Source organism: Streptomyces sp. NPDC052079 (assembly GCF_040680275.1).
Taxonomy (GTDB): domain Bacteria; phylum Actinomycetota; class Actinomycetes; order Streptomycetales; family Streptomycetaceae; genus Streptomyces.
In genome coordinates this window covers 280,942-304,242 of the sequence record NZ_JBFAWL010000002.1, presented here as the reverse complement: position 1 = coordinate 304,242, position 23,301 = coordinate 280,942, and the positions used below count along the sequence as shown (strand labels likewise).

General features: G+C 72.2%; 21 protein-coding genes and 1 pseudogene. 10 read left to right on the top strand and 12 right to left on the bottom strand.

Annotated features, from left to right (window positions below; translation table 11 throughout):
* Window positions 1-72: 72 nt before the first annotated feature.
* The 5 genes and pseudogenes from AB0L56_RS05845 to AB0L56_RS05825 all read right to left on the bottom strand — a co-directional run.
* Window positions 73-381 (bottom strand): annotated as a pseudogene (locus AB0L56_RS05845) (ATP-binding protein); the annotation flags it as partial.
* An 83-nt stretch (window positions 382-464) separates the two neighbouring features.
* The gene (locus AB0L56_RS05840) at window positions 465-830 is read right to left on the bottom strand and encodes a PH domain-containing protein (protein WP_361035059.1); all 366 of its coding nucleotides are present in this window, start codon (window positions 828-830) and stop codon (window positions 465-467) included.
* A 221-nt stretch (window positions 831-1,051) separates the two neighbouring features.
* Window positions 1,052-1,405: a hypothetical protein gene (locus AB0L56_RS05835; protein ID WP_365419428.1), complete on the bottom strand. Its 354-nt coding sequence runs from the start codon at window positions 1,403-1,405 to the stop codon at window positions 1,052-1,054.
* A gap of 139 nt (window positions 1,406-1,544) precedes the next feature.
* Complete coding sequence (gene metG / locus AB0L56_RS05830) at window positions 1,545-3,161, bottom strand: methionine--tRNA ligase (RefSeq protein WP_365419425.1); 1,617 nt, start codon at window positions 3,159-3,161, stop codon at window positions 1,545-1,547.
* A gap of 100 nt (window positions 3,162-3,261) precedes the next feature.
* Window positions 3,262-4,782 (bottom strand): VWA domain-containing protein, encoded by a 1,521-nt coding sequence (locus tag AB0L56_RS05825; protein WP_365419422.1) that lies wholly within the window; start codon window positions 4,780-4,782, stop codon window positions 3,262-3,264.
* A gap of 278 nt (window positions 4,783-5,060) precedes the next feature.
* Here AB0L56_RS05825 and AB0L56_RS05820 point away from each other — a divergent pair, with 278 nt between their 5' ends.
* Entirely contained in the window at window positions 5,061-7,106 is a 2,046-nt protein-coding gene (locus tag AB0L56_RS05820; protein WP_365419419.1) for a PhoX family protein, read from the top strand.
* A gap of 460 nt (window positions 7,107-7,566) precedes the next feature.
* Here the strand turns inward: AB0L56_RS05820 and AB0L56_RS05815 are convergent, their stop codons facing one another.
* Window positions 7,567-8,490 (bottom strand): LysR family transcriptional regulator, encoded by a 924-nt coding sequence (locus AB0L56_RS05815; RefSeq protein ID WP_365419416.1) that lies wholly within the window; start codon window positions 8,488-8,490, stop codon window positions 7,567-7,569.
* 201 nt (window positions 8,491-8,691) lie between these two features.
* Between AB0L56_RS05815 and snpA the strand changes: the two genes are divergently transcribed.
* Window positions 8,692-9,369 carry a snapalysin gene (gene snpA, locus AB0L56_RS05810; RefSeq protein WP_365419413.1) on the top strand — a complete coding sequence of 226 codons (678 nt, stop codon included), beginning with the start codon at window positions 8,692-8,694 and terminating at the stop codon, window positions 9,367-9,369.
* A 139-nt stretch (window positions 9,370-9,508) separates the two neighbouring features.
* Here snpA and AB0L56_RS05805 read toward each other — a convergent pair whose 3' ends face one another.
* From AB0L56_RS05805 to AB0L56_RS05795, 3 genes are all read right to left on the bottom strand, one after another.
* Window positions 9,509-10,507: an endonuclease/exonuclease/phosphatase family protein gene (locus AB0L56_RS05805; RefSeq protein ID WP_365419410.1), complete on the bottom strand. Its 999-nt coding sequence runs from the start codon at window positions 10,505-10,507 to the stop codon at window positions 9,509-9,511.
* Between the two features lie 44 nt (window positions 10,508-10,551).
* Window positions 10,552-11,475 (bottom strand): hypothetical protein, encoded by a 924-nt coding sequence (locus AB0L56_RS05800; RefSeq protein ID WP_361035038.1) that lies wholly within the window; start codon window positions 11,473-11,475, stop codon window positions 10,552-10,554.
* A 75-nt stretch (window positions 11,476-11,550) separates the two neighbouring features.
* Window positions 11,551-11,991 (bottom strand): hypothetical protein, encoded by a 441-nt coding sequence (locus AB0L56_RS05795; protein WP_365419406.1) that lies wholly within the window; start codon window positions 11,989-11,991, stop codon window positions 11,551-11,553.
* A 133-nt stretch (window positions 11,992-12,124) separates the two neighbouring features.
* Here AB0L56_RS05795 and AB0L56_RS05790 point away from each other — a divergent pair, with 133 nt between their 5' ends.
* Window positions 12,125-13,315, top strand: coding sequence for a PP2C family protein-serine/threonine phosphatase (locus tag AB0L56_RS05790; RefSeq protein WP_365419403.1), 1,191 nt, complete (start codon window positions 12,125-12,127; stop codon window positions 13,313-13,315).
* Window positions 13,316-13,402: 87 nt separating this feature from the next.
* On the top strand, window positions 13,403-14,482 hold the full coding sequence (locus AB0L56_RS05785) for a hypothetical protein (RefSeq protein ID WP_365419400.1): 1,080 nt from the start codon (window positions 13,403-13,405) through the stop codon (window positions 14,480-14,482).
* A gap of 164 nt (window positions 14,483-14,646) precedes the next feature.
* Here AB0L56_RS05785 and AB0L56_RS05780 read toward each other — a convergent pair whose 3' ends face one another.
* A complete protein-coding gene (locus AB0L56_RS05780) occupies window positions 14,647-14,811 on the bottom strand; it encodes a hypothetical protein (RefSeq protein WP_365419397.1) in 165 nt (54 codons plus the stop codon).
* Window positions 14,812-14,908: 97 nt separating this feature from the next.
* Here AB0L56_RS05780 and AB0L56_RS05775 point away from each other — a divergent pair, with 97 nt between their 5' ends.
* The gene (locus AB0L56_RS05775; RefSeq protein WP_365419394.1) at window positions 14,909-16,252 is read left to right on the top strand and encodes a helix-turn-helix transcriptional regulator; all 1,344 of its coding nucleotides are present in this window, start codon (window positions 14,909-14,911) and stop codon (window positions 16,250-16,252) included.
* A gap of 102 nt (window positions 16,253-16,354) precedes the next feature.
* Entirely contained in the window at window positions 16,355-17,101 is a 747-nt protein-coding gene (locus tag AB0L56_RS05770; protein ID WP_365419391.1) for a GAF and ANTAR domain-containing protein, read from the top strand.
* 117 nt (window positions 17,102-17,218) lie between these two features.
* Here the strand turns inward: AB0L56_RS05770 and tnpA are convergent, their stop codons facing one another.
* Window positions 17,219-17,635 carry an IS200/IS605 family transposase gene (gene tnpA, locus AB0L56_RS05765; RefSeq protein ID WP_365419388.1) on the bottom strand — a complete coding sequence of 139 codons (417 nt, stop codon included), beginning with the start codon at window positions 17,633-17,635 and terminating at the stop codon, window positions 17,219-17,221.
* A gap of 27 nt (window positions 17,636-17,662) precedes the next feature.
* On the opposite strand from tnpA, the gene AB0L56_RS05760 reads away from it, so the two are divergent.
* Window positions 17,663-18,907 (top strand): RNA-guided endonuclease TnpB family protein, encoded by a 1,245-nt coding sequence (locus AB0L56_RS05760; protein ID WP_365419385.1) that lies wholly within the window; start codon window positions 17,663-17,665, stop codon window positions 18,905-18,907.
* 50 nt (window positions 18,908-18,957) lie between these two features.
* Complete coding sequence (locus AB0L56_RS05755) at window positions 18,958-19,185, top strand: hypothetical protein (RefSeq protein WP_365419382.1); 228 nt, start codon at window positions 18,958-18,960, stop codon at window positions 19,183-19,185.
* Window positions 19,186-19,204: 19 nt separating this feature from the next.
* On the opposite strand, the gene AB0L56_RS05750 is transcribed toward AB0L56_RS05755, so the two are convergent.
* Window positions 19,205-20,029 (bottom strand): hypothetical protein, encoded by an 825-nt coding sequence (locus AB0L56_RS05750; protein WP_365419379.1) that lies wholly within the window; start codon window positions 20,027-20,029, stop codon window positions 19,205-19,207.
* Between the two features lie 409 nt (window positions 20,030-20,438).
* Here AB0L56_RS05750 and AB0L56_RS05745 point away from each other — a divergent pair, with 409 nt between their 5' ends.
* Together AB0L56_RS05745 and AB0L56_RS05740 are read left to right on the top strand one after the other, a co-directional pair.
* Window positions 20,439-21,422 carry a nucleoside hydrolase gene (locus AB0L56_RS05745; RefSeq protein WP_365419376.1) on the top strand — a complete coding sequence of 328 codons (984 nt, stop codon included), beginning with the start codon at window positions 20,439-20,441 and terminating at the stop codon, window positions 21,420-21,422.
* A 138-nt stretch (window positions 21,423-21,560) separates the two neighbouring features.
* Complete coding sequence (locus AB0L56_RS05740; protein WP_365419373.1) at window positions 21,561-23,264, top strand: glycoside hydrolase family 13 protein; 1,704 nt, start codon at window positions 21,561-21,563, stop codon at window positions 23,262-23,264.
* Window positions 23,265-23,301: the final 37 nt, after the last annotated feature.

The window sequence follows — 23,301 nt, the reverse complement described above, 5'->3', positions numbered from 1 at the left end:
GGTTGTGTGTGTACTGCTGGCGCTGAGCGTAAGGCAGGCAACCAGGCCAAAGGCCAGCCCACTTGGGCATATTCACTCGCGGGAGTGAGTTTGCCCGGCGGGAGGGAGGGGTGGGGCTTGGTGGGGTGCTTTCTCCCTAGTGGGTAGTACTTGGGGAGCGCAGGTCCGTCCGGAGCGTGGGAGTTCATGCTCCGGTGACTGCGGGGCGGGGAGGGTGAGTTCGGCCCAGACCGTCTTGCGGGGCGGCAGGTCCTGGGTGACGCCCCAGCGGTCGGCGAGGGCGGCCACGAGGGTCAGACCGCGGCCGGTTTCGGCGTCCGGGCCCGGCGCTCGGAGATCCGGGAGCCGGTGACCACGCGTGTCCGTGAGCTCGATGCGGAGCAAGCCAACGCGCCCCGCACCTGGTCTCGCCGGGTGCGGGGCGGTGTCGTATGGCTCAGGGCCTGTCTTCGAGAGGTTCGGTGTTACCGCGCCACGAACTGGGTGAGGATGGCCTGGACCTCGTAGATGTCGACGCCCTTGGTGAAGGTCTTTTGCAGCGGGGTCGGGGAGCCCGAGAGCCAGATCTTCAGCTCGGCGTCGAGGTCGAACGTGCCGGCGGTCTCCACCGCGAAGTGGGTGATGCTGCGGTACGGGATCGAGTGGTACTCCACCTTCTTGCCGGTGATGCCCTGCTTGTCGACCAGGATCAGACGGCGGTCGGTGAACAGTATGGTGTCGCGGATCAGCAGGAACGCGGCGTGCACCTGCTCGCCGTGGCCGAGCAGGCGGGCGTAGTCCTGCTGGGCCTGCGTCGGGTCGACGGTGTGCGCGTTGCCGAAGAGTGCCATGGAACGAATCCCCCCACGTGAGTGGCGGCGGCCGGATCTCGGCCGCCTTCACACGATCTTCGCAAGGGGCGGGGACCGGGAGAAGATCTCTCTTTCTCCCGGCCCCCGTCTGTAGCGAGCGCGTTACGCGGTCGGCTTCTCCTCGAGACGCGGGAACAGGAGTGCGCCTCGTCTCGTGCTCGTTGGCCGAGCTGTGCTGGCGGGTCGGCGGTCAGTCGTGACTACTCGTCTTCGAAGGTGTCTTCGGCCGTCGGGGCCGTGACGGCACGACGGAGCCAGCGGCGCAGGATCTCTAGGTCGCCGCAGCTGATGATGCGTTCCCGGACCGCTTCGGGGACGTCGATGTCGCGCACTTGCAGGATGTCCAGGACGTCCTCGGCGGCGCGTCGTACCGCGCCCTCGACCCGGCCTTCGTCACCGATTTCCTCGGAGAGGTCGGACTTGTAAAAGGAGAGGTCCACGGCCACCAGTTTCCTCCACAGGTGTGCTGCCGGGTGCTTGCCCAGGCCTTGTGCGATGAGTTCGATGATCGGGGCGGCGACGTCCTGCGGTGTGCCCCGCAGAACGGTCGTCATTGATTTGGTCCTGCGGTGCGTCCCGCAGGGCGGTTGCCATTCTTTCCGGTGGTCGTGGAAGTCCCGGTGTGGAGTGAGAGTGCAGCGCAGAGGCCCGGAAACGGGTGGTTTCCGGGCCTCTGGGTGTTTGTGGCGCCTCCTACGCGGTCGGCTTCTCCTCGAGGCGAGGGAAGAGGACCGCGCCCTTGGTGACCGTCGAGCCGGCGGGGAGCCTGCCCCAGGCGGCGGACTCCTGGACCTTCTGGTCGGCGAGGGCGCCGAGGCCCGCCTCCGCGCCGAGGGAGTCCCAGAGCTTCTGGGAGGTCTCCGGCATGACCGGGTTCAGGAGGACGGCCACCGCGCGGAGGGACTCCGCGGCCGTGTAGAGGATCGTCGCCAGGCGGGCCCTGCCCTCCGGTGAGTCGTCCTTGGCGACCTTCCACGGCTCCTGCTCCGTGATGTAGCCGTTGACCTGCTTCACGAAGTCGAACACCGCCAGGATGCCGCCCTGGAAGTCCAGCTCGTCGCCGATGCGGCGGTCCGCCTCCGTGACGGCCTTCGCCAGCGCGTCGTGGATCGCCTTCTCCGCCTCGCCCTCGGCCGTCGCGGCCGGCAGTTCGCCGCCGAAGTACTTGCCGACCATCGCGGCCACACGGGACGCCAGGTTGCCGTAGTCGTTCGCCAGCTCGCTGGTGTAGCGGGCCGAGAAGTCCTCCCAGGAGAAGCTGCCGTCCTGGCCGAAGGCGATCGCCCGCAGGAAGTACCAGCGGTACGCGTCCACACCGAAGTGCGAGGTCAGGTCCTGCGGCTTGATTCCGGTCAGGTTGGACTTGCTCATCTTCTCGCCGCCGACCATCAGCCAGCCGTTCGCGGCGATCTTCCCCGGGAGGGGGAGGCCCTGCGCCATCAGCATGGCCGGCCAGATGATCGCGTGGAAGCGGAGGATGTCCTTGCCGACCAGGTGGACGTCGGCGGGGAAGGTCGACTCGAACTTCTCCGGGTTCTCGTTGTACCCGACCGCCGTGGCGTAGTTCAGCAGGGCGTCGACCCACACGTAGATGACGTGCTTGTCGTCCCACGGGACCGGCACGCCCCAGTCGAACGTCGAGCGGGAGATGGACAGGTCCTGCAGGCCCTGGCGGACGAAGTTCACGACCTCGTTGCGCGCGGACTCCGGCTGGATGAAGCCGGGGTTGGCCTCGTAGTGGGCGAGCAGCTTCTCGCTGTACTCGCTGAGCTTGAAGAAGTAGTTCTCCTCGCTGAGGATCTCCACCGGCTTCTTGTGGATCGGGCACAGTTTCTGGCCCTCGTACTCGCCCTCCCCGTCGAGCAGCTCACCCGGGAGCTTGTACTCCTCGCAGCCCACGCAGTACGGGCCCTCGTAGCCGCCCTTGTAGATCTCGCCCTTGTCGTACAGGTCCTGCACGAACTCCTGGACGCGGTCGGTGTGCCGCTTCTGCGTGGTGCGGATGAAGTCGTCGTTCGCGATCTCGAGGTGCTCCCACAGGGGCTTCCAGGCCTCGTTGACGAGCTTGTCGGCCCAGGCCTGGGGCGTGACCCCGTTCGCCTCGGCCGTACGCATGATCTTCTGACCGTGCTCGTCCGTGCCGGTGAGGTACCACACCTTCTCGCCGCGCTGGCGGTGCCAGCGGGAGAGCACGTCGCCTGCGACGGTCGTATAGGCGTGGCCCAGGTGAGGAGCGTCGTTGACGTAGTAGATGGGGGTCGTGACGTAGTACGCCTTCGCCCCCTGCTTCTCTGTTCCAGTGGCCGCCATGGTCGAAATCCTACTGGGCTGGCGGAGCTCGACTCACATGCGTTTCGGGGCGGGCGGGCGGCACGGGTGTGGTGTGCGGTGCCGCCCGCCCCGGTGGTGGTTACGGGCGCCAGGAGGCCAGGACGCCCTCGTACAGCTCCTTGTCCGTGAGCTCACGGGGGGTGGGGCCCGCGTGGAAGAAGGAGGTGTTCTCCGTCTTCAGTTTGCGGAGGTAGTCGAAGGCCTTGTTGTCATGCTCCCCGAAGGCGACGAAGGAGAAGAACACGCCAGGGTGGTTCTTCGCCGCGTCGGTGAGGGCCTGGGTGGCCGGGGTCTTGGCGTCGGGGGCGCCGTCCGTCTGGAAGACCACCAGGGCGGGGGTGCCGGCCGGCTCCTTGGCGTGCTGCGCGAGGACCGCCTCGACGGCGGCGTGGTAGCTGGTACGGCCCATGCGGCCGAGGCCGGCGTGCAGCTCGTCGATCTTGTTCTCGTGGTCGGTGAGGGTCAGCTCACCGGTGCCGTCGAGTTCGGTGGAGAAGAACGTGACGTGGAGGGTGGCCTCCGTGTCGACGTGGGCGGCGAGGGCGAGGGTCTGCTCGGCGAGGGCCTGGGCGGAGCCGTCCTTGTAGTACGGGCGCATGCTCGCGGAGCGGTCGAGGACGAGGTAGACCTTGGCGCGGGTGCCGGTGAGGTCGTGCTTCTTGAGGGTGGCGCCGGCGGCCTTGTAGGCGGTGGTGAGGGTGGTGTTGCGGAGCCGTGTGGCGGGGGTGGCGGGCTGGGCTGTTGGTTCGGCGTCGCGTTCGGCTTCCGCCGGGGTTTCGTTCTCACCCGGGGCGGTGCCGGCGGCTGCGGCGGGCTGGGCTGTCGGTTCGGCCTCGCCTTCGGCTTCGGCCGGGGTCTGGTTCCCACCCGCACCGCCCGTGCTGCTTTCGTTGTCGGGTGCGGGTGGCCCCTGTGGCGTGTCCTCGCCGTCGGCGGCCGCGGGTGAGTCCTCGGTGGGGGCCGTGGGCTCCGCCTCGGAGGCGGGCTGCGGGGCGGCTTCCGCTTCGGCCTGCGGCTCCGCCTCGGGGGCGGACTGCGTGGCGGGCTCTGCTTCGGCCTGCGGCTCCGGTTCCGCCTCGGCGGCGGGCAGGGGGGCGGGCTCTGCTTCGGCCTGCGGCTCCGGTTCCGCCTCGGCGGCGGGCAGGGGGGCGGGCTCTGCTTCGGCCTGCGGCTCCGGCTCCGGGGCGGGCTGCGGGGCGGGCTCCGCTTCGGCCTGCGGCTTCGGCTCCGGCTTCGGCTCGGGTTCTGTCTCGGCCTGCGGCTCCGGCCCCGGCTCCTGGGTGGGGTCTGGCTCTGCCCGGGTGGGGGCCGGGGTGTCGTCCGGGCGGGTGGGGACCGGGACTGTGATCTTGTCGAATGCGGCGCTGACGAGGTCGTGCTCGTCGCGGGGTTCCGGGACCGACGGCGTGGCCTGGGCCGGGGCCGGTTCCGGGGAGGGGGACGGAATCGTCGGGGGGGCCGCGGGTTCCGGGGCCGGTTCGGGCGATGTCGGAGCGGCCGTTTCCGTCGGCTCGGCGGCCGGTGCCGTACCCTCCGCTTCGGCGGCCCTCGCTTTGCGTGACCGTCCGAACGCGTTCCGCAGGAGAGTGAGAATGCCCATGTGCGCAACCCTTCGCGTGAGTTGATGCCCGTCAATCCCTGGCCAGGACGGACACGTAAGGTTAGCGGCCCGCAAGGGCGATCTTGGGCAGGGTGGGTTTGCGGAATCGTATATGTCAAGGGGGCGATCTGGCCCACCTCGACGGTCATCCGCTACCGCCCGGTGCAACTTCCTTTATGCCGCCGCACGTTCACCCGTCGTTCACCAAGGCGCCCGGTTGCCGCACCTATGCGCTCCTACGGTCTCGCTGACACCACGGGCACCCAAGGAGAACATACGTGCGAAAGCTGCTGCCGTTGATCGGAACGCCGTTCGGTTCCCACCCCGGCGGCCGGTCCGCCATGACCTGTCGTTTCCGGTGTGGTGACGCCTGTTTTCACGAGGTGCCCAACACCAGCTCCAACGAGTACGTCGGCGACGTCATCGCCGGTGCCCTCAGCCGCCGGTCCCTGATGCGCGCCGCCGCGGTCGTCACCGTCGCCGCCGCCCCTCAGGTGCAGGCGGCGTCCGCCGCCGCACGCCACGGTCACCGCCGTACACCCGAGGGCGCCCGCGGTCTGCGGTTCACGCCCGTCGCGCCGAACACCGACGACGCCGTCACTGTGCCGGAGGGCTACCGGCAGGACGTCGTCATCCGCTGGGGCGAGCCCATCCTGCGCGGTGCGCCCGCCTTCGACCCGGAGCGGCAGAGCGCGAAGGCACAGACCGGACAGTTCGGGTACAACTGTGACTTTCTCGCCCTGCTGCCGCTGCGCGGCGAGCCTGGCCGGCAGCTGCTCGTCGCCAACCACGAGTACACCGACGAGGTCCTGATGTTCCGGGACTACGACCCCGCGAACCCGACGCGCGAGCAGGTGGAGATCGCCTGGGCCGCGCATGGGCTGGCCGTGGTCGCCGTCGAGGAGGAGCGGCGCAGCGGGGGGCTGACGCCCGTCCCCCGGCACCACCTCAACCGGCGGCTCACCGCCACCACCGAGTTCCGGCTCACCGGTCCCGTCGCCGGGTCCGACCTGGTGAAGACCTCCGCCGACCCGAGCGGCACCAAGGTGCTCGGCACCCTCAACAACTGCTCCGGCGGCACCACCCCCTGGGGCACCACCCTGCATGGCGAGGAGAACTTCAACCAGTACTTCGCCCACGGCTCCAGCGCCACCGACAAGCGGTACGGGATCGGCACCGGAGCCACCGAGCGCAAGTGGGAGAGGTTCGACAAGCGGTTCGACCTCGCCCAGGAGCCGAACGAGGCGCACCGCTTCGGCTATGTCGTCGAGCTCGACCCGTACGATCCCGGCTCCACCCCGCGCAAGCACACCGCGCTGGGCCGGTTCAAGCACGAGGGCGCGACCGTGCGGCTGACGCACGACGGGCGTCCGGTGGTCTACACCGGGGACGACGAGCGGTTCGACTACTTCTACAAGTTCGTCGGCAGCAAGCGGATGCGGCACGGCAGCGGCCGCTGGGTGCGTGAGCACAACCTTTCGCTGCTCGACGAGGGCACGCTGTACGTCGCCCAGCTGACCGGTGACTCGCCCGCCGTCGAGATCGACGGGACGGGCGGGCTGCCCGAGGACGGCGAGTTCGACGGGGGCGGACGGTGGATCCCGCTGGCCACCGCCACCGCCGACGGTGCCGTCTCGCATGTCGAGGGCATGACTGCTGAGGAGGTTTTTGTTTTTACGCGCCTCGCCGGTGACAGGGTGGGGGCCACCAAGATGGACCGGCCCGAGGACATCCAGCCCAACCCGGTCACCGGCAAGGTGTACGTCGCCCTCACCAACAACTCCCACCGGGGAAGGGACGGATACGCCGCCGCCGACGAGGCCAACCCTCGCAACGCCAACAAGCACGGCCACGTCCTGGAGCTGACCGAGCACCGGAACCGGCCGGAGAGCACGCGCTTCTCCTGGTCGCTGTTCCTGGTCGCGGGTGACCCGCAGGACCCGGCGACGTACTTCGCCGGGTTCCCCAAGGACTCCGTCAGCCCGATCTCCTGCCCGGACAACCTTGCCTTCGACGACCACGGCAACCTGTGGATCTCCACCGACGGCAGCGCCCTCGGCTCCCACGACGGCCTCTTCGGCGTCGCAACGCGCGGCGGTCGGCGCGGTGAGCTGAAGCAGTTCCTCACCGTGCCGAACGGCGCGGAGACCTGCGGCCCGGTCATCCAGGGCCGGCGGGTCCTGGTCGCCGTGCAGCACCCGGGCGAGGTCGACGGGGCGACGGTCGACAACCCGGGGAGCACCTGGCCCGACGGGCCCGGCAGCTATGTCCGGCCCGCCGTGGTCGCCGTGTGGCGCGCGGACGGAGGGGACGTCGGCGTCTGAGACCGGGCTCGACACCGGGAGCGGCCGGAGAGGTGCTCATCCGGCGTTGGCCGGGTGCCGCTGCGCCCACCCGTGCCGCCCCAGCGGCACGATTGCCCGCAGCTGGGGTCGCGGCGGGAGAGGTGCTCGCCGGTGCTTGCCGGGTGCCGGTGCGCCCACCCGTGCCGCCCCAGCGGCACAATTGCCCGCAGCTGGGGTCGCGGCGGGAGAGGTGCTCGCCGGTGCTTGCCGGGTGCCGGTGTGCCCACCCGTGCCGCCCCAGCGGCACAATTGCCCGCAGCTGGGGTCGCGGCGGGAGAGGTGCTCGCCGGTGCTTGCCGGGTGCCGGTGCGCCCACCCGTGCCGCCGCAGCGGAATGATTGCCCGCAGTTGGGGCGGCGGCCGGAGAGGTGCTTGCCGGGTGCCGGTGTGCCCACCCGTGCCGTCGCAGCGGCACGATTGCCCGCAGCTAGGGGCCCGGTCAGGCGCCGGGTACCAGCTCCTCCGTCCACTCCCGGTACGCCGGTGCCTGGCGCGCCACCTCTCGGTATGCGTCGGCCAGGTCGGGATAGACGCCCTCCAGCTCCGTGTCCGTGCGGGCGGCCAGCAGCAGTCGTACGCCGAGCGGATCGCCGTACAGCCGGCGGACCGCCGTCTCGGGGCGGGAGGGCGACGTCGGCTGGCACACGGTGACGACCTCGCCGATGGCGACCAGCGACGCGGCGGTGTGGTAGTCGCCGTGCAGCACGCGCGGGCTGATCCCGGCGGCGCGCAGCATCCGGCGTACGGCGTCCCACTCGCCGTCGACCGTCGGGTCGATCATCCAGCGGTCGCCGGCCAGGTCGGACAGGTGGACGACCGGGTGGGCGGCGGCCGGATGGTCGGCCGGCAGGGACACGAACTGCGGCTCGCGCTCGATGAGGACCCGGGTGCGCAGGCCCTCGGGGATGCGCAGCGGGCAGCCCTCCACCTCGTGCACGAACGCGACGTCGAGCTGTCCGTCGGCGACCATGCGCAGCAGGGCGTTGGCGGAGACGTCCATGTGCAGGGTGGGTTCCTGCCAGTGCCGGCGCAGTCGGCGCAGCCAGCCGGCCAGCGCCCGGCTGGCGGTGGATCCGATGCGCAGCTGGCGGCCGCCGACAGCGGCGGCGCGGGCCTCGGTGACCAGGGAGCGCAGCTCGGTGACGAGCGGGCGGGCGCGGCTGAGCACCAGCCGGCCCAGTGGGGTGGGACGGCAGCCGGTGCGCGCGCGCACGAACAGGGCACCGCCCAGCTCCTGTTCGATGCGCCGCAACTGCGTGCTCAACGAGGGCTGGGCCACGCCGAGTTGGCGTGCGGCGCGGTGGAGACTGCCGGTGTCGGCAATCGCGCACAACGCCCTGAGGTGCCTGACCTCGAGCTCCATGTCCTGGGAGGGTAAGGCGGAAGTTCAAGATTCACCAGACATACAAATCCCGCCCGTTCAGGCGGAGTCGGGCGGGTGCGACGGCATGGCCGGAGTACGCCGATAGCACGGTCCTATCACCGGTTGCCATCATCACAGCCGCCCGGCGGGCGCGGACACTCACCGATGACATCTGACTCACCCCCACCAAAGGAGTCATCGATGCGCATGCGCATGCCCATGTCCGTGCTCACCGCCGCGGGTCTGAGCCTCACGGCCCTCGGCCTCGGCACCGCCCCGACCACGGCGGCCCCCGCCCCGCTCGACACCGGATCGCTCGCCTCGATCGCCGCGTACGACGGTTCGTCGGAGGAAGCGGCGGCGAACCGCGCGTTCTTCGAGGCCGTGCTGAAGTCGGCGGCCGAGAAGCGGGCCGCGAACCCGTCGAGCGCGGCGGCCGTCACCGTCGTCTACAACGCCTCCCAGGCGCCCTCGTTCGCCTCGCAGATAGCCCGCAGCGCGCAGATCTGGAACAGCTCGGTCTCGAACGTGAGACTCCAGGCCGGCACGTCGGGTGCGGACTTCTCGTACTACGAGGGCAACGACTCGCGCGGCTCGTACGCGTCCACGGACGGTCACGGCCGGGGGTACATCTTCCTCGACTACCGGCAGAACCAGACGTACGACTCCACGCGTGTGACCGCGCACGAGACGGGGCATGTGCTCGGTCTGCCGGACCACTACTCCGGGCCGTGCAGCGAGCTGATGTCCGGGGGCGGGCCTGGTCCGTCCTGCACGAACGCGTACCCCAACTCTGCGGAGCGGTCGCGGGTGAACCAGTTGTGGGCGAACGGGTTTGCGGCGGCGCTGGACAAGGCGTTGCAGAAGTCGTCGCGGTGACCGGTAACTGGTAGACCTCCGGTGCTGGGGTGGCCGGGGGGGGGTGTCGCGCAGCCCGGCGTTTGCGGGGTGCCGCTGCGCCCACCCGTGCCGCCCCAGCGGCACGATTGCCCGCAGTTGGCGGGGGCGGTGCCCGCAGCTACGTGTGCAGGGTTAGGTCCACCAGGACGGCTTGGTGGTCGGTTCCGGGGAGGGTGAGGAAGCGGGACTTTTGGGTTGCGAACTCCTTGGAGACGAGGACGTGGTCGATTTGGACGCCGAATGCGGGGGCCGTTCGCGAGGGCCAGCTCGGGGTGCGGTCCGCGCCGTTGAGGCGGGCCGCGTCGCGTAGACCGGTGTCGAGGATCCGGCGGAACGCCGCGTGGTCCTGGGAGGCGTTGAAGTCACCGGCGAGCACGGTCGGGGTGTCCGGCTCGGCGGCGGCCGCGTCCCGCAGCCGGCCGAGCTCCCGCTGCCACAGGGGTACCTGGTCGGGGAGCGGCGGCATGGGGTGGGCGAGCTGGAGCCGTACGGCGTGGCCGTCGACGTCGGCGACGGCCCCGGGCATGCCCATGGTGCCGCGAACACCTTCGGTGGGCTCCAGCGGAAAGCGGCTGAGGATGACGGAGCCCTCGGAACCGCCGCCCGCCACGGCCTGCCGGTGCGGATAGGCGTCCGCGAGTTCCCGCTGCAGAGCCGCGTCGCAGGTGTACTCGCACTCCTGGACGAACACGATGTCCGGCTTCTCGCGGCGCACCTCCGCGATCAGCGCGCCGGTGGCCCGCCCGAACTCCACGTTGGAGGTCAGCACCCGCAGCTCGGCGACGGGCGGCCCCGAGGGGTCGCCCGTCTTCCCGTACGGCTCGATGAACCACGCCAGCAGGCCGAGGAGGAGCACGCCCCAGACGGCGCCGGTCCACCAGCGGGCGAGCACGGTGAACAGCAGGCCGGCGGCGGTGGGGACGAGCAGCCAGGGCAGGAAGGCGAGCAGCTGGGGCACGGGGGTGACGCCGTCGGTGTCCGCGGTGCGGCAGCCGACGACCACGCTCACCCCGGCGAACAGCAGCGCCGCACACCAGGCACCGAACCGCCGCCCTCCCCCGGCGCGCCGCCCCGCTCCGTCCCCGGTCACCGTCGGGTCGGCAATCGCAGTCTCCAACGTCCAGGCCTTCCGCTCACCGTCGCGATGCCCCGCATCCTTCCTCAAGGACGGGGGAGCGTGGCGGGCGGTTGCCGGTACGGGTCGTCCGGGGCGTCGGACGCGGCCGGCGACGGAGGATCGCGGCGGGCGCGGTAGCGGCCCGTCAGCCAGGAGGCCAGGGCCACCGTCAGGCCCACCGCCAGGAGCACCCAGGACGTGGTGCGCAGGGTGGCGGTGAGGGCGTCGTAGATCGCGCCCGCCGCCGCGCGGTGGACGGGGTCGGGCAGGTCGGCCAGGGTGAGCCGGCGGCCGACGGCGACCGCCACCGCGAGCAGGGCGCCGCCGAGCGCCGTGCCCAGACCGGTGGCGGTGAGCGCACGGCGACGGCAGGCGGCGACGGCGATTCCGGTGACGGCGAGGCCGATGGTCGCGAGCGGCAGCCAGAAGGCGGCGGCGTGCAGCGCCTGATATCCCTTGCGGAGTCCCGCCACCTCCTCGGCCGGTACCACCGCGACCTCGGTGTGCTCGACGGGGATGCGGTCGGCGTAGGGCATGTGGTCGGCGGCGAGGCGCTGTTTCACCTGGGCGGTGACCGGTGCGAGGTCCACGGTCACGGGGCCCCGGGGAGCCGCGTCGTCGCGCAGGGCGTGCAGGACGGCGTCGTGGACGGCTCTGTTTCCCGCCTCCCATGCCGTGCGGAACGCCGGTGTGCGGGTGAAGGAGTGGACCGCGTCCCGGATGAAGGGGGCGAGGGCGGACTGCTGTGTGCCCTGTGCCTCCGGAGCCAGTGTCCGCACGACCTCGTTCCCCACGGTGTCGGCCACGGCGGTGCGTACGGCGGGGTCGGCGGCCAGGGGGGCCATGGTGTCGACGTAGCGGGGGGTGTCCGCGAGGGCGAGGGTTGCCCAGGTGGTGACGGCGGTGCAGGGGGTGAGGAGGCAGGCGAGGGCGAGGAGGGCGGCGGACAGGGGGTCGCGGAGGGACACTCCTCCAGGCAACGGGGTGAGGCTGACGTGCGCCAGTGCTGCGCGGGCGTACGGGTGAGCCCGCAGCTGTGACGCCTACATGATGCGGTGGCCCTCCGCGTCCTCGTGGGTGTAGAAGCGGTAGAACATCGTGGCGAAGACGCCCGCCGCGACTGCCAGGGACAGCCCCGCGGAGCGCAGGACGCTGCCGCCGGACTGGCTGAACAGGAAGCCGACCGCGCCGCCGCTGAAGGCCGCCCAGGCCACCGCGTGCAGTTCCCGGCGGAGTTTCGGGGCCAGGGCGAGGAGCGCCATGAGGACGAGCGCGAACGCGAGCGCGGTGAGGAAGCCGAACAGGAGGTTCCAGCCGGTGATGGGCCCGCCTTGGCGCCGGTTGGCCGCCGCCCAGTAGCCGTACACCAGCCCGAGGAGGACGGGCATCGCGACCAGCGCCGCCCTGTGCACCCGTCCGCTGAAGAGGTCCGTCGTGCTGCCCCGGTCGATCGCTCTCCGGGATCGGGGTGCCGTATGCGTCATGAGAGCACTCCTCTCGCCACGCCCCCGCCTCTCAGGGCACACCCACCGCGCCCCCCTGGCAAGCCGGCTGCGCGCAACCCCGTACGTCCGGAGACCGGATGCGGGCCGTGCGGCCACGTGTTTCGCTGGGGCCGTGAGTCCGGGCAGCGGTGGGCATGGCCTGCACGACCGGTATCCGCGGGCCGGCCGCGAAGACGTCGTGCACCGGCACGAGATGCTGCGGGTGCGGGGCCGCAGCGTCGCCTGGGTGCCCCCGCTGCTGCTGCTCACCGCCATCGCCGTGGCCGACTACAACACCACGGGCGAGTTCCGGATCATCTCCTGGATCGTGCTGGTGCCGGGCATCGCCGCCGCGATCTGCAGGGTGTGGGAGACGGCTCTGTTCGCCGTGCTGTCGATGGGCGTCTACACCCTTGTGGACAGCGCCTGGCCGCACCAGTTCCAGGCAGGACTGCCGGACTTCATCCTCGTCGCCCTCGGTGGCGTCCTCGCCACCCTGGCCTGCATGGTGCGGGTCCGCGGTGAGCGGCGCGCGCTGCACATGCGGGACGTCACCGACACCGTCCGCCGTACCGTGCTGCGCCCGCTCCCCACCGGCTGGGGCGGCCTGGACCACGCGGGGATCTACCTCACCGCGGACGCCCAGGCGCGGGTCGGCGGCGACTTCTACGACATCCAGCCGGGTCCGCACGGCACCCGGGTCTTCGTCGGCGATGTGCAGGGCAAGGGGCTGGGGGCGGTGGAGACGGCGGCCGTGCTGCTCGGCACGTTCCGGGAGGCCGGCTTCCACGAACGGGAGCTGACGACCGTGGCCGACCGTCTGGAGAGCCGGATGCGGCGCCACCGCGAGTACACCACCGCCCTCGGCCGGGCCGACGGCGACCGGTTCGCCACCGCCGTACTGCTCGGCTTTCCCGCGGACCGGACCGATGTCGTGGACACCGTCGTCTTCGGGCACGAACCGCCGCTGGCCGTCGGCCCCGACGGCGTACGGATGCTGCCGGTCGCCGGGGGGCTGCCGCTCGGCTACCGCGACCTCGCACCCGGGCCGCCCGGAATGCGCCGGGTGCCGCTGACGGCCGACGAGACGCTGCTGGTGGTCACCGACGGGGTGACCGAGGCCCGGGACGGCGACGGACGTTTCTACCGGCTGGCCGACCAGGTGCGGCGGGCCGTGGCGACGGACTCGCGGCTCGTCGCACCGGCACGGCTCGTCAGCTTCGTACGGGACGGCACGCTGCGCCACTGCGGGGGCCATCTGACCGACGACACCACGGCGTTCGCGGTGCGGCGGACCCGCGTGGCGGGAGGCGAAGGCCCCTAAGGGGGACGTTCACCGTACTGACCGCACCCTTTGCAGCCGCAGCGGTTACCGTGCTGTGCCGTAGGTGATCGACAGGGGGAGGGGACCATGCCCGGAACCGTGCTGCTGCTGGCGGCCTCGCCGGTGGGCCGCGGGCGGCTGGTGGACGCGGCGTCCGTGCTCCCGGTCCTCGCCGCCGTACCGCCCTCCGTGCTGTCCGGCACGGACACCGCCAACGTCGTCGAACTCGCCGACCCGCCGGAGCCGCAGGCCGTGCTGACCCGGCTGCGCGCGGCCGCCGCCGCCCCGGGACCGCTGACCGTGTACGTCACCGGCCAGCTCCAGCTCGACCGCCGCCAGCGGCTGCCGCACCTGGCGCTGGCCCGGACGACCGCGGCCACCGTCCGGTACACGGCGCTCCCCTGGCAGTGGTTCCGGGAGGAGCTGCGGCTGCGCCCGGCGGGCGCGACCACCCTGATCCTCGACCTGCACGCCGACCCGGACACCTGGCAGTCGCTGTCCGCGCCGCGGCCTTCGGGCCCATCCCCGCTGGACTGCGGGCGGGACAACGCCGTTTACGGCCGCATCGCCCCGCCGCCGTCCCGCCGGACGGTCGCGGCACCCGCGTACATGAAGGCGGTCGCGACGATACTGCGCAGCGGACGGCGCCCGCCGGACGAGGAGCTGCACCAGCGGGCACTGGCCCGGATGGCGCCGGAGGGCGGGGACACCGGCCTGGTGCTGACCCAGCGCGGGCCGCTCCCAGGCGACCCGCACGCGGCCGTCACCGCCGCCGTCCGGGCCGGGCGGCACGCGGACGCCGACGCGCTCGCCGCGCGGCTGGAGCAGGCGGCCGGTCTGGCGCACGGGCCGGTCTCCGAGGAGGCGATGCACTGGACCGAGGTACGGGCGGATCTGGCGATGCTGGCCGGGGACGCGGCGCGCAGCTGCCGTGCCTGGCTGGCGGTGGCCACGGCCCGGCTGGCCGCCGGCCAGCCGGCGGACGCGCCCGCCGTCGAGGCCGCGGTGGACCGGGCGCACCATCAGTGGGGCCGGATCGGCGACCCGGCCAGGGCACGGGAACTCGGCCCACTGCTCGCGGAGTTGCGCGGGCGGGTACCCGGCCGGCGGGAGGGCGCCCTGGACCATGTGCGGCAGCAGCTGCACCGGCTGCAGACACAGGCCTGACCCCGTACGCCCGTATCCCCTGCGGGGTGGCGAGGGCTACCGCACTGCCGCTTCCACCGGTGCCGTGGTCGGGCATGTGCGGCAGCAGCTGCGTCGGCTGCAGACACAGGCTTGACCCGAGAGGCGTACGGCCGTATCCGCTGCGGGGGCGGCAAGGGCGGCCGTTATCGCACCGCCGCTTCCACCGGTGCCGTGGTCGGTGGCTCCGGGGCGGGGTCGGCGGCCTTGGCCGGGCCCGCGTTCGCCGCCAGGACCAGCGCCGCGACCGCGGCGACGGCCGCGGCGAAGCCTCGGGCGTAGCGCTCGGTGGTGCGTGTGGGTTCCAGCACGGCGACCTCGCAACAGCGATGGGTTAAGCACGTTTAATCCGCGGTTTAACCTAGGGGCTGTCGGACGCGAACGGCAAGGGGCACTGGGGGAGTTGGCATGGGGGATCGGGACGAGCCCGGGACCATCGGACGCCGGGTGCAGCAGTTGCGCGTGGAGCGCGGGCTGACCCAGAAACAGCTGGCCGAGCCGGTGTACACGCCCGCGTACATCTCGACGCTGGAGGCCGGACGGGTGCGCCCCTCCGACGACGCGCTGCGGCATCTCGCCGACCGTCTAGGAGTCGAGTTCGACGAACTGGCGACCGGACGCCCCGCCCGGCTCGTCACCGAACTGCGGCTGCGGCTCACCGAGGCGCAGCGCACGCTCGCCGCCGGTACGGCGGAGGAGGCCGTGCGGCAGTACAAGGCGCTGCTCGCCGAGGCGGAGACGCACGGCCTGGCCGAGGAGGAGGCCGCCGCGCTGCTCGGACTCGGGGAGTGCGCGCTGGAGTCCGGTGAGCTGGCCGATGGCCGCCTGTACTTCGAGCGTGCCGAGGCCCGGCTCGCCGACGCGCCGTTGACCGCGCGGGTGCCGGCGCTGCGCGGGCGGGCCGTCGCCCACTATCTCGCGGGGGAACTGCGGTACGCCGTCTACCTGCTGGAGTCCACGCTCGACGAGCTCAACCGGGGCGGACTGCACGACCCGGACGCGCTGCTGCTGCTCTACGCCAGTGTGATCGGCCCGTACATGGACATGGGCGCGCACGCGCGGGCCGCGCAGGCGGCGGAGTTCGCGCTGGCGCTGGCGCCGCAGTCCGGCGACCCGGCGCTGGTGGCGCGCATGCACCGGTCGGTGGCCCGCACGCTGCTCGCCGAGGGCCGCCTGGCGGAGGCGGACGCCTCGCTGGCCAAGGCCGCGGAACTGTACCGGGGGCTGCAACTCCGTACCGAGCTGGCCAACTGCCACTGGATGCGCGGGTACGTGTACGCGCAGAACGGCGAACTGGAGCGTGCCGAGCAGGAGATGCGCGAGGCGCTGCACATGCTCTCCACCTCGCGCGCGGCCCTCTACAGCAGCCAGCTGACGGTCGAGTTGGCGGACGTACTGCACCGGCGCGGGCGCTCGCGCGAGGCGGCGGAGCTGCTGCGGGACGTGCTCGGCGGGCTGTCGCCCGAGCGGGGCGCGGTGCACGCGGCGGCGGCGCACCGGCTGCTCGGGATCATCGCGGAGGACGCGCGGCGGGTGGAGGAGGCGGAGGAGCACTATGTGCGGGCGCTGAGCCTGCTGGAACGGGCGGGCGCGGCGGGGGACCTGGCCGATCTGTGCCGGCTGCTCGGGGATCTGCTGCGGCGCGCCGGGCGTATCGAGGCGGCGCTCGACGCGTACCGGACCGGGCTGGGGCACCGTACGGCTCCGGGTACGACGACGCTGGGGCCGGCGCCGGCACAGCCGGCTGTGTAGCCGGGCGGCTCCCGGCGGCGGTGCGGCCTCGTCCCCGCCGCTACGTTTTGCGGGTGGGGGCGGGGGTAGTCGGGGGGCGTTTTCGGGTGGTGACGGGAGGCGGTGGGTGTGCGGCCCAGGGACCGCCCCGGGGACGGCGGCGCCGGTGGCGGGGAGTACCGGCGGATCGCCGAGACGATCGCCGAGGAGCTGCGCGGGGCCGGGCCCGCCGCGGTGCCTGAGCGGCTCTGCGCGGCGGCCGTGACGCTGCTGCCGGTGGACGGCGCCAGCGTGTCACTGCGCGGTGACGCCATGCCCGTGCACCTGGCCGCCTCCGGCCCCCGTGCCGCACGCCTCGCCCAGCTCCAGGCGACCCTGGGCGACGGCCCCTGCTGTCACGTCCTGGTGACCGGCGCCCCCGTGCTGGTCGGCGATCTGGCCGCCGACGACTGCGCCCACCGCTGGCCAGTCTTCGCCCAGCAGGCCCTCGGTGCCGGCGTACGGGCCGTGTACGCACTCCCCCTCGGCATCGCCGGCGTCTGCGTCGGCACCCTCGACCTCTACCGCGACACGCCCGGCGCACTCACCGACCGTCAGCTCCGCACGGCCCGGCTGGTCGCCGGCGTCATGACGGGCGCGCTGATGGACCTGCCGCACGACCCCCGGGACGGCGGCGAACCCTGGCTGAGCGGGCTGGCCGCCGACCATGACCGGGTGCATCAGGCCGTCGGCATGATCATGGCCCAGCTAGGCGTCGGCGCGGACGAGGCGCTCGCCCGGCTGCGCGGTGACGCCTTCGCCCAGGGCGCGACCGTCCTCGAGGTCGCCCTCGACGTCGTCGCCCACCGTCGGCGCTTCGACGCCTCCTGAACCTGAGGACGACCGTAGGCTTGGCGACCATGGACATAGCCGCTCTCTTACCGGGGCTCTTGCAGAAGGCCCCGGAGTCGGGGATGAATGCATCTCAAGGTTGCTCTGACGTGCGCCTTACAGCGGACGTTGTTGCTGCTCGATGTACTGGCGGACGATCGCCAAGGGTGCTCCGCCGCACGATGCGGAGAAATATGAGGGCGACCACAGGTGCCCGTGCATGAGGGCGCGGTTGGTTTGGCCGGTGAACTCCTGCCGTATCCGGCGAGCGGAGACGCCCTTGAGGCTGTTGACCAGCTTCGAGACGGCGACCTTGGGCGGGTAGTGCACCAGCAGGTGGACGTGATCACGTTCGCCGTTGAACTCCTTCAGCTCCGCCTCGAAGTCCTCACAGACCTTGCGCATGATCTCTTCGCAGCGTGTCAGCATCTCGTCGTCGAACACCCCGCGCCGGTACTTCGTCACAAAGACCAAGTGCACATGCATCGCTGAAACGATGTGCCTGCCACGCCTGTAGTCGTTCCGCCCGTCCATGAGACCAATGGTAGTAGGGTCGTGGATGTGCAGCTCCGCTATAACTACCGGGCCTACCCGGACGCCTCCCAACGCCGTGCGCTGGCACGTGCGTTCGGGTGTGCCCGCGTGGTGTGGAACGACTGCCTGCGCGACCGGAAACAAGCGCACGCGGCGGGACTGCCGTATGTGACGTCGGCCGAGCTGTCCCGGCTTCGCATCACCCAGGCCAAGCACACCGAGGATCGCGCCTGGCTCGCCGACGTCTCAGCGGTCGTCCTGCAACAGTCTCTGCGGGACCTGGATGCCGCCTACAAGAACTTCTTCGACTCGGTCAAGGGCAAGCGGCAGGGCCGCAAGATTGGCCCTCCCCGCTACAAATCGAAGAAGGACACCCGGCAGTCGATCCGCCTCAACACCAACGCCTTCTCCCTCCAGGACGACGGCACGGTGTACGTGGCCAAGGTCGGCGACCTCAAGGTCAAATGGTCCCGACGGCTTCCGGCCGCGCCTACCTCCCTGACCGTCACCAAAGACAGCTGTGGCCGGTACTTCCTCAGCTTCGTCGTGGACACCGCACCGGACATCCTTCCCGAGGTGGAAGCGGAGTCCGGTATCGACCTCGGCCTGTCCGCCTTCGCCGTCCTGTCCGACGGCCAGAAGATCGACAGTCCCCGCTTCCTGCGCCGGGCGGAGAAGAAACTCAAACGCCTTCAGCGGGAGTTGTCCCGCAAGCAGAAAGGGTCGAAGAACCGGGCCAAGGCCCGGATCAAGGTCGCACGCCAGCACGCCAAGGTGGCGGACCGGCGCCGGGACTTCCACCACAAGGCTTCCACACAGATCATCCACGACAACCAAGCGGTGTTTGTGGAAGACCTCGCGGTGTCCGGCCTCGGCCGCACCCGGCTCGCCAAGTCCGTGCACGACGCGGGATGGTCCGCGTTCCTGCGGATGCTGGAGTACAAGGCGGCTCTGCACGGCCGCACCTTTGCCAAGGTGGACCGGGCCTTCCCGTCCTCGCAGGTCTGCTCGGCCTGCGGATTCCGGGACGGCCCCAAGCCCCTGCACGTCCGGCAGTGGACGTGCGGCGCATGTGGCACCGTGCACGACCGCGACCACAACGCAGCCCGCAACGTCCTCTTCGAAGGACGCCGCATCGTCGCCGCCGGACGGGCGGAGACGCCAAACGCCTGTGGAGCGCCGGTAAGACGGGCACACGTGCCCGCACAGCGCGGTGAAGCAGGAAGCCCCCGGAAGGGTCAGACGACCCAGGCTGGAATCCCTGGACTTTAGGCCAGGGAGCACGTCAATCATCTGCGTCGTGATCCCCTCCCCTCGGCATCGTGACGATCCAGAACCACCTCTCCCGGGCCGACCGCCGCGCCGCCCGCATCGAGCGCAAACTCGACCTGGTCCTGGACCACTTGGGTCTCCACGACGAGGTCCCGGGACTGGACGAGGTCCGCACCCTGGTACGCCAGGGCAAGCAGGTCCAGGCGATCAAGCTGTACCGCGAGAACACCGGCGCGGCCCTGCCGGAGGCCAAGCAGGCGGTGGACCGCCTGGGCTGACGCCCAGCCCGCCGGGTGTTCAGATCTGTAGCCGGCCCTGTCGCGCGACCTCCTTCAGGCGGTCCGCGCCCAGTTGGGTCATGGCCTGGGTGACCTCCGGCAGGACCTCGCCGAAGCCGCCGTTCGTCAGGGTGATCGTGTCGTCGCCGACGCGTACCGCCGCGACGTCGACGGTGAGATACGTCGGCGTCCCGCCGGAGGCCTCTCCGGTCATCCGTACGCGCAGTCCCGCCCGCGCGTCGCCCGCCTCCGGCAGGGGTAGTTCGGACACCTCGACGAGCTGGGCGCCGGCCCGCTGGGTGGTCGCCTCGAAGCGTTCGCACGTCTCCGGCAGGGTCCCCAGCCAGCTCAGGACGCGGTCGACGTCGGCCCGGGGGTGGGCGGCGACCTGGTAGCGCAGCTGGGTGTCGTTGTAGGTGTCGTCCAGGGTGACGGTGGCCAGCGGGCCGGACGGGCTGCCGAACAGTTCCTCCGTGTAGAGCGCTTCGAGGAGCCGGCGGCACTCGGGGTCCTCCGTGGTCGCCTTGAGCATGCCGTCCCGCCAGGTCGCCGCGCCCCGGCTTGGCATCCACGGCTCCCCCAGGTCCGCCTCTGTGAGCAGCGCCTCCCGCAGCTGCGCCTTGCTCAGCGCGGACGGGGACGGCGCGGCCCGCTCGCCGGCGGGGGCGGCCCCGGACGCGGACACCGACGGGGAGGGCGACGGCGCCGGGGGCTGGGAGACGCCCGCGGGTAGTCCGCGCGGCACGTTCCGGTCGGTGGCCATGCACGCGGCCGAGGCCAGCAGCACCGTCGCCGACAGCGCGGAGGCGAGGAGAACGCGGGCGGCGGCCGGGGCATGGGTCATCGGGGTGCCTCCTGGGGGACCGGGCCGTCCACGAGCGGACATGACCTGCTCTTACGGCACCACCGGGCCGCCCGGGCCACCAGCGCGGCGAGCCGTCCGGGTGAGCGGCGCGCACCGGACACCGACTCGCGGGACGGCCTCCCTTTCGTACGGCCACCCGATGCCTCGGCTTCCCGCGGCCACCGACGCCTGGGCCGATGGCGGGCCGGCCGCGGTACGGGTGCGGACGTGCGGCGGCTCGGGGCCTGGCTCCGGTGGAGGAGCCGCCGCGGCGGATGGCGGAGCGGTGGGGCCGGCGCGGGTGCCGTCCTTTTCCTCCCGGCCACCGACGCCTCGGCCGGCGGCGGGCCCGGCCCCGGGACCCCGCGTAGGGTCGACGGGCACGCGAGCCCTCGGAAGGAGCCCCGCCGTGACGAACGAGCAGCCCATCCCGGTGATCATCGACTGCGACACGGGGGTCGACGACGCCCTGGCCCTGCTGTTCGCCGTACGCCACCCGGGGATCGACGTGCGCGCCGTGACCTGCGTCGCCGGGAACACCGACGTGGACGGCGTCGTACGCAACACGCTGACCGTGCTCGAGCGGGCGGGCGCGCCGGACATCCCGGTCGCGCGGGGCGCCGAACGCCCGCTGATCGAGGCACCGCGCTCCGCCCACCATGTCCACGGCCACGACGGCATGGGCGACCTCGGGCTGCCTGCCCCGCGCCGCTCCCCCGCCGATGTGGACGCGGTGACCCTGCTGCGCCGCGAGATCCTCGCCTCCCCGCGCCCCGTCACCCTCGTGCCCACCGCCCCGCTCACCAACATCGCCTTGCTGCTGCGGACCCATCCCGAGGTCACCCGCAACATCGAGCGGATCGTGTTCATGGGCGGCGCGGCGGGCGCCGGGAACGCCACGCCGGTCGCCGAGTTCAACGTGTGGCACGACCCGGAGGCCGCCGCGGTCCTGCTCACCGCGGGCGTGCCGATCACGATGTACGGCCTGGACGTGTTCAGCCGGGTCGTCGTCCCGGGCGCGGAGGTGCGGCGGTTGCGCGCGAGCAGCGAACCAGGCACCCGGCTGGCCGGCGACCTGCTCGCCCATCGCCCCGCCCACCCGCGCAGCCGCCCCGACGACCCCGCCGAGGACGACGGGGGCCTCGGCGACGCGGGCGCCCTGTGCGCGGTCGCCGACCCGGAGGGCCTGACGACGCACCGCCTCCCCGTGGAGGTCGCCCTGGCCCCCGGCCCGACCCGCGGCCAGACCGTGGTCGACCGCCGCCCCCGGGTGGGCGAGGGCGAGCTCCACGACGGCGTCCGTGAGCAGCCGCTCGTGGACGTCGGCCTGGACGTCGACGTCGAGCGCTACGTGCGGCTGTACCTCACGACGGTCGAACGCCCCTCGGCGTAGCAGGCGCATCGCTTCGGGACCGGCTCTCCGTTGTGCTCCGCGACACGGCGTAAACGCTCCCTGCCGCTGGAGTGTTCGCTTTTACGGTGATGTGGACAGATTCCCTGCCGGTACCCGCCCGCACCCTGAGGAGACCGCGTGAGCGACCCCACCCCGACGTACGACCCCCGCCCCCCGCACCCCGTACCCGACGCCACGCCCGACCTCTCCTCCCGGAACCCCGACTGGTGGCGGCAGGCCGTCGTCTATCAGGTCTACCCCCGCAGCTTCGCCGACGCCGACGGTGACGGGCTCGGTGACCTGCGCGGCATCACCCGGCGCCTGACCCACCTCGCCACCCTGGGCGTCGACGCCCTGTGGCTGAGCCCCTTCTACCCCTCCGAGCTCGCCGACGGCGGTTACGACGTCACCGACCCGCGTGACGTCGACCCGCGCCTGGGCACCCTCGACGACTTCGACGCCATGGTCCGCGAGGCGCATCGGCTCGGGCTGAAGGTGATCGTCGACATCGTCCCCAACCACACCTCCCACCAGCACGTCTGGTTCCAGGAGGCGCTGCGCGCCGGCCCCGGTTCGGCCGCCCGCGACCGCTACGTCTTCCGGGACGGCCGGGGCGAGCGGGGCGAACTGCCGCCTACCGACTGGCAGTCCGTGTTCGGCGGCAGCGCCTGGCAGCGGGTGCCGGACGGGCAGTGGTACCTGCACCTCTTCGCCGCCGAGCAGCCCGACCTGAACTGGGGCCACCAGGACGTCCGCGACGACTACCGCACCACGCTGCGGTTCTGGTCCGACCGGGGTGTGGACGGCTTCCGGATCGATGTCGCGCACGCCCTCGCCAAGGACCTGAGCGAGCCGCTGCGCGACCTGGGCTCGCCCGAGCGGAGCCGTGAGTACACCCTCGGCGAGTTCCCGCCCGGCACGCACCCCTTCTACGACCGGGACGAGGTGCACGAGATCTACCGCGACTGGCGGAAGATCCTCGATGCCTACTCCCCGCCGCGGACGGCCGTCGCCGAGGCCTGGGTCCCCGGCGCCCGGCGCGCCCTGTACGCCCGCCCGGACGAGCTCGGGCAGGCCTTCAACTTCGAGTATCTGCAGGCGGCGTGGGACGCGGAGGAACTCCGCCAGGTGATCACGGAGTCCCTGGAGACCGCGCACGCGGCCGGTGCCTCGGCGACCTGGGTGCTCTCCAACCACGACGTGACCCGCCACGCCTCCCGGCTGATGCTCCCGCCGGGCACCGACGACAACGCCTGGCTGCTGTCCGGCGGCCACGCACCCGCCGTCGACCCGGACGCCGGACTGCGCCGGGCCCGCGCGGCCACCCTGCTGATGCTGGCGCTGCCCGGCTCGGCGTATGTCTACCAGGGCGAGGAGCTCGGCCTGCCCGAGGTGGCCGACCTGCCCACCGAGGTCCTCCAGGACCCGATCTGGGAGCAGACGGGACACGTCCGCAAGGGCCGCGACGGCTGCCGGGTGCCGCTGCCGTGGACCACGACCGGCCCGTCGTACGGCTTCGGGCCGGGCGGCGCCTGGCTGCCGCAGCCGCCGTCCTTCGCCGAGTACGCCGTCGAGGCGCAGGACGGGGTGGAGGGCTCGACCCTGGAGTTGTACCGCACGGCCCTGAAACTGCGCCGCAAGCTGCTGGACGGCGAGACGCTGACCTGGGCGGAGCAGACGCCGGCGGGGGTCCTGCAGTTCGAGCGCGGGGACGGCTGGCGCTGCGTGGCCAATCTGTCCCCCGACCCCGTCGACCTCCCCGCCGGCGAGCTCCTGCTGACCAGCGCCCCCTTGCACAACGGCCGCCTCGGCCCCGACACCACGGCCTGGCTCAGCCGCTGAACCGACCCCGGAGGGCCGGACGCCGCCCACCTGGGCC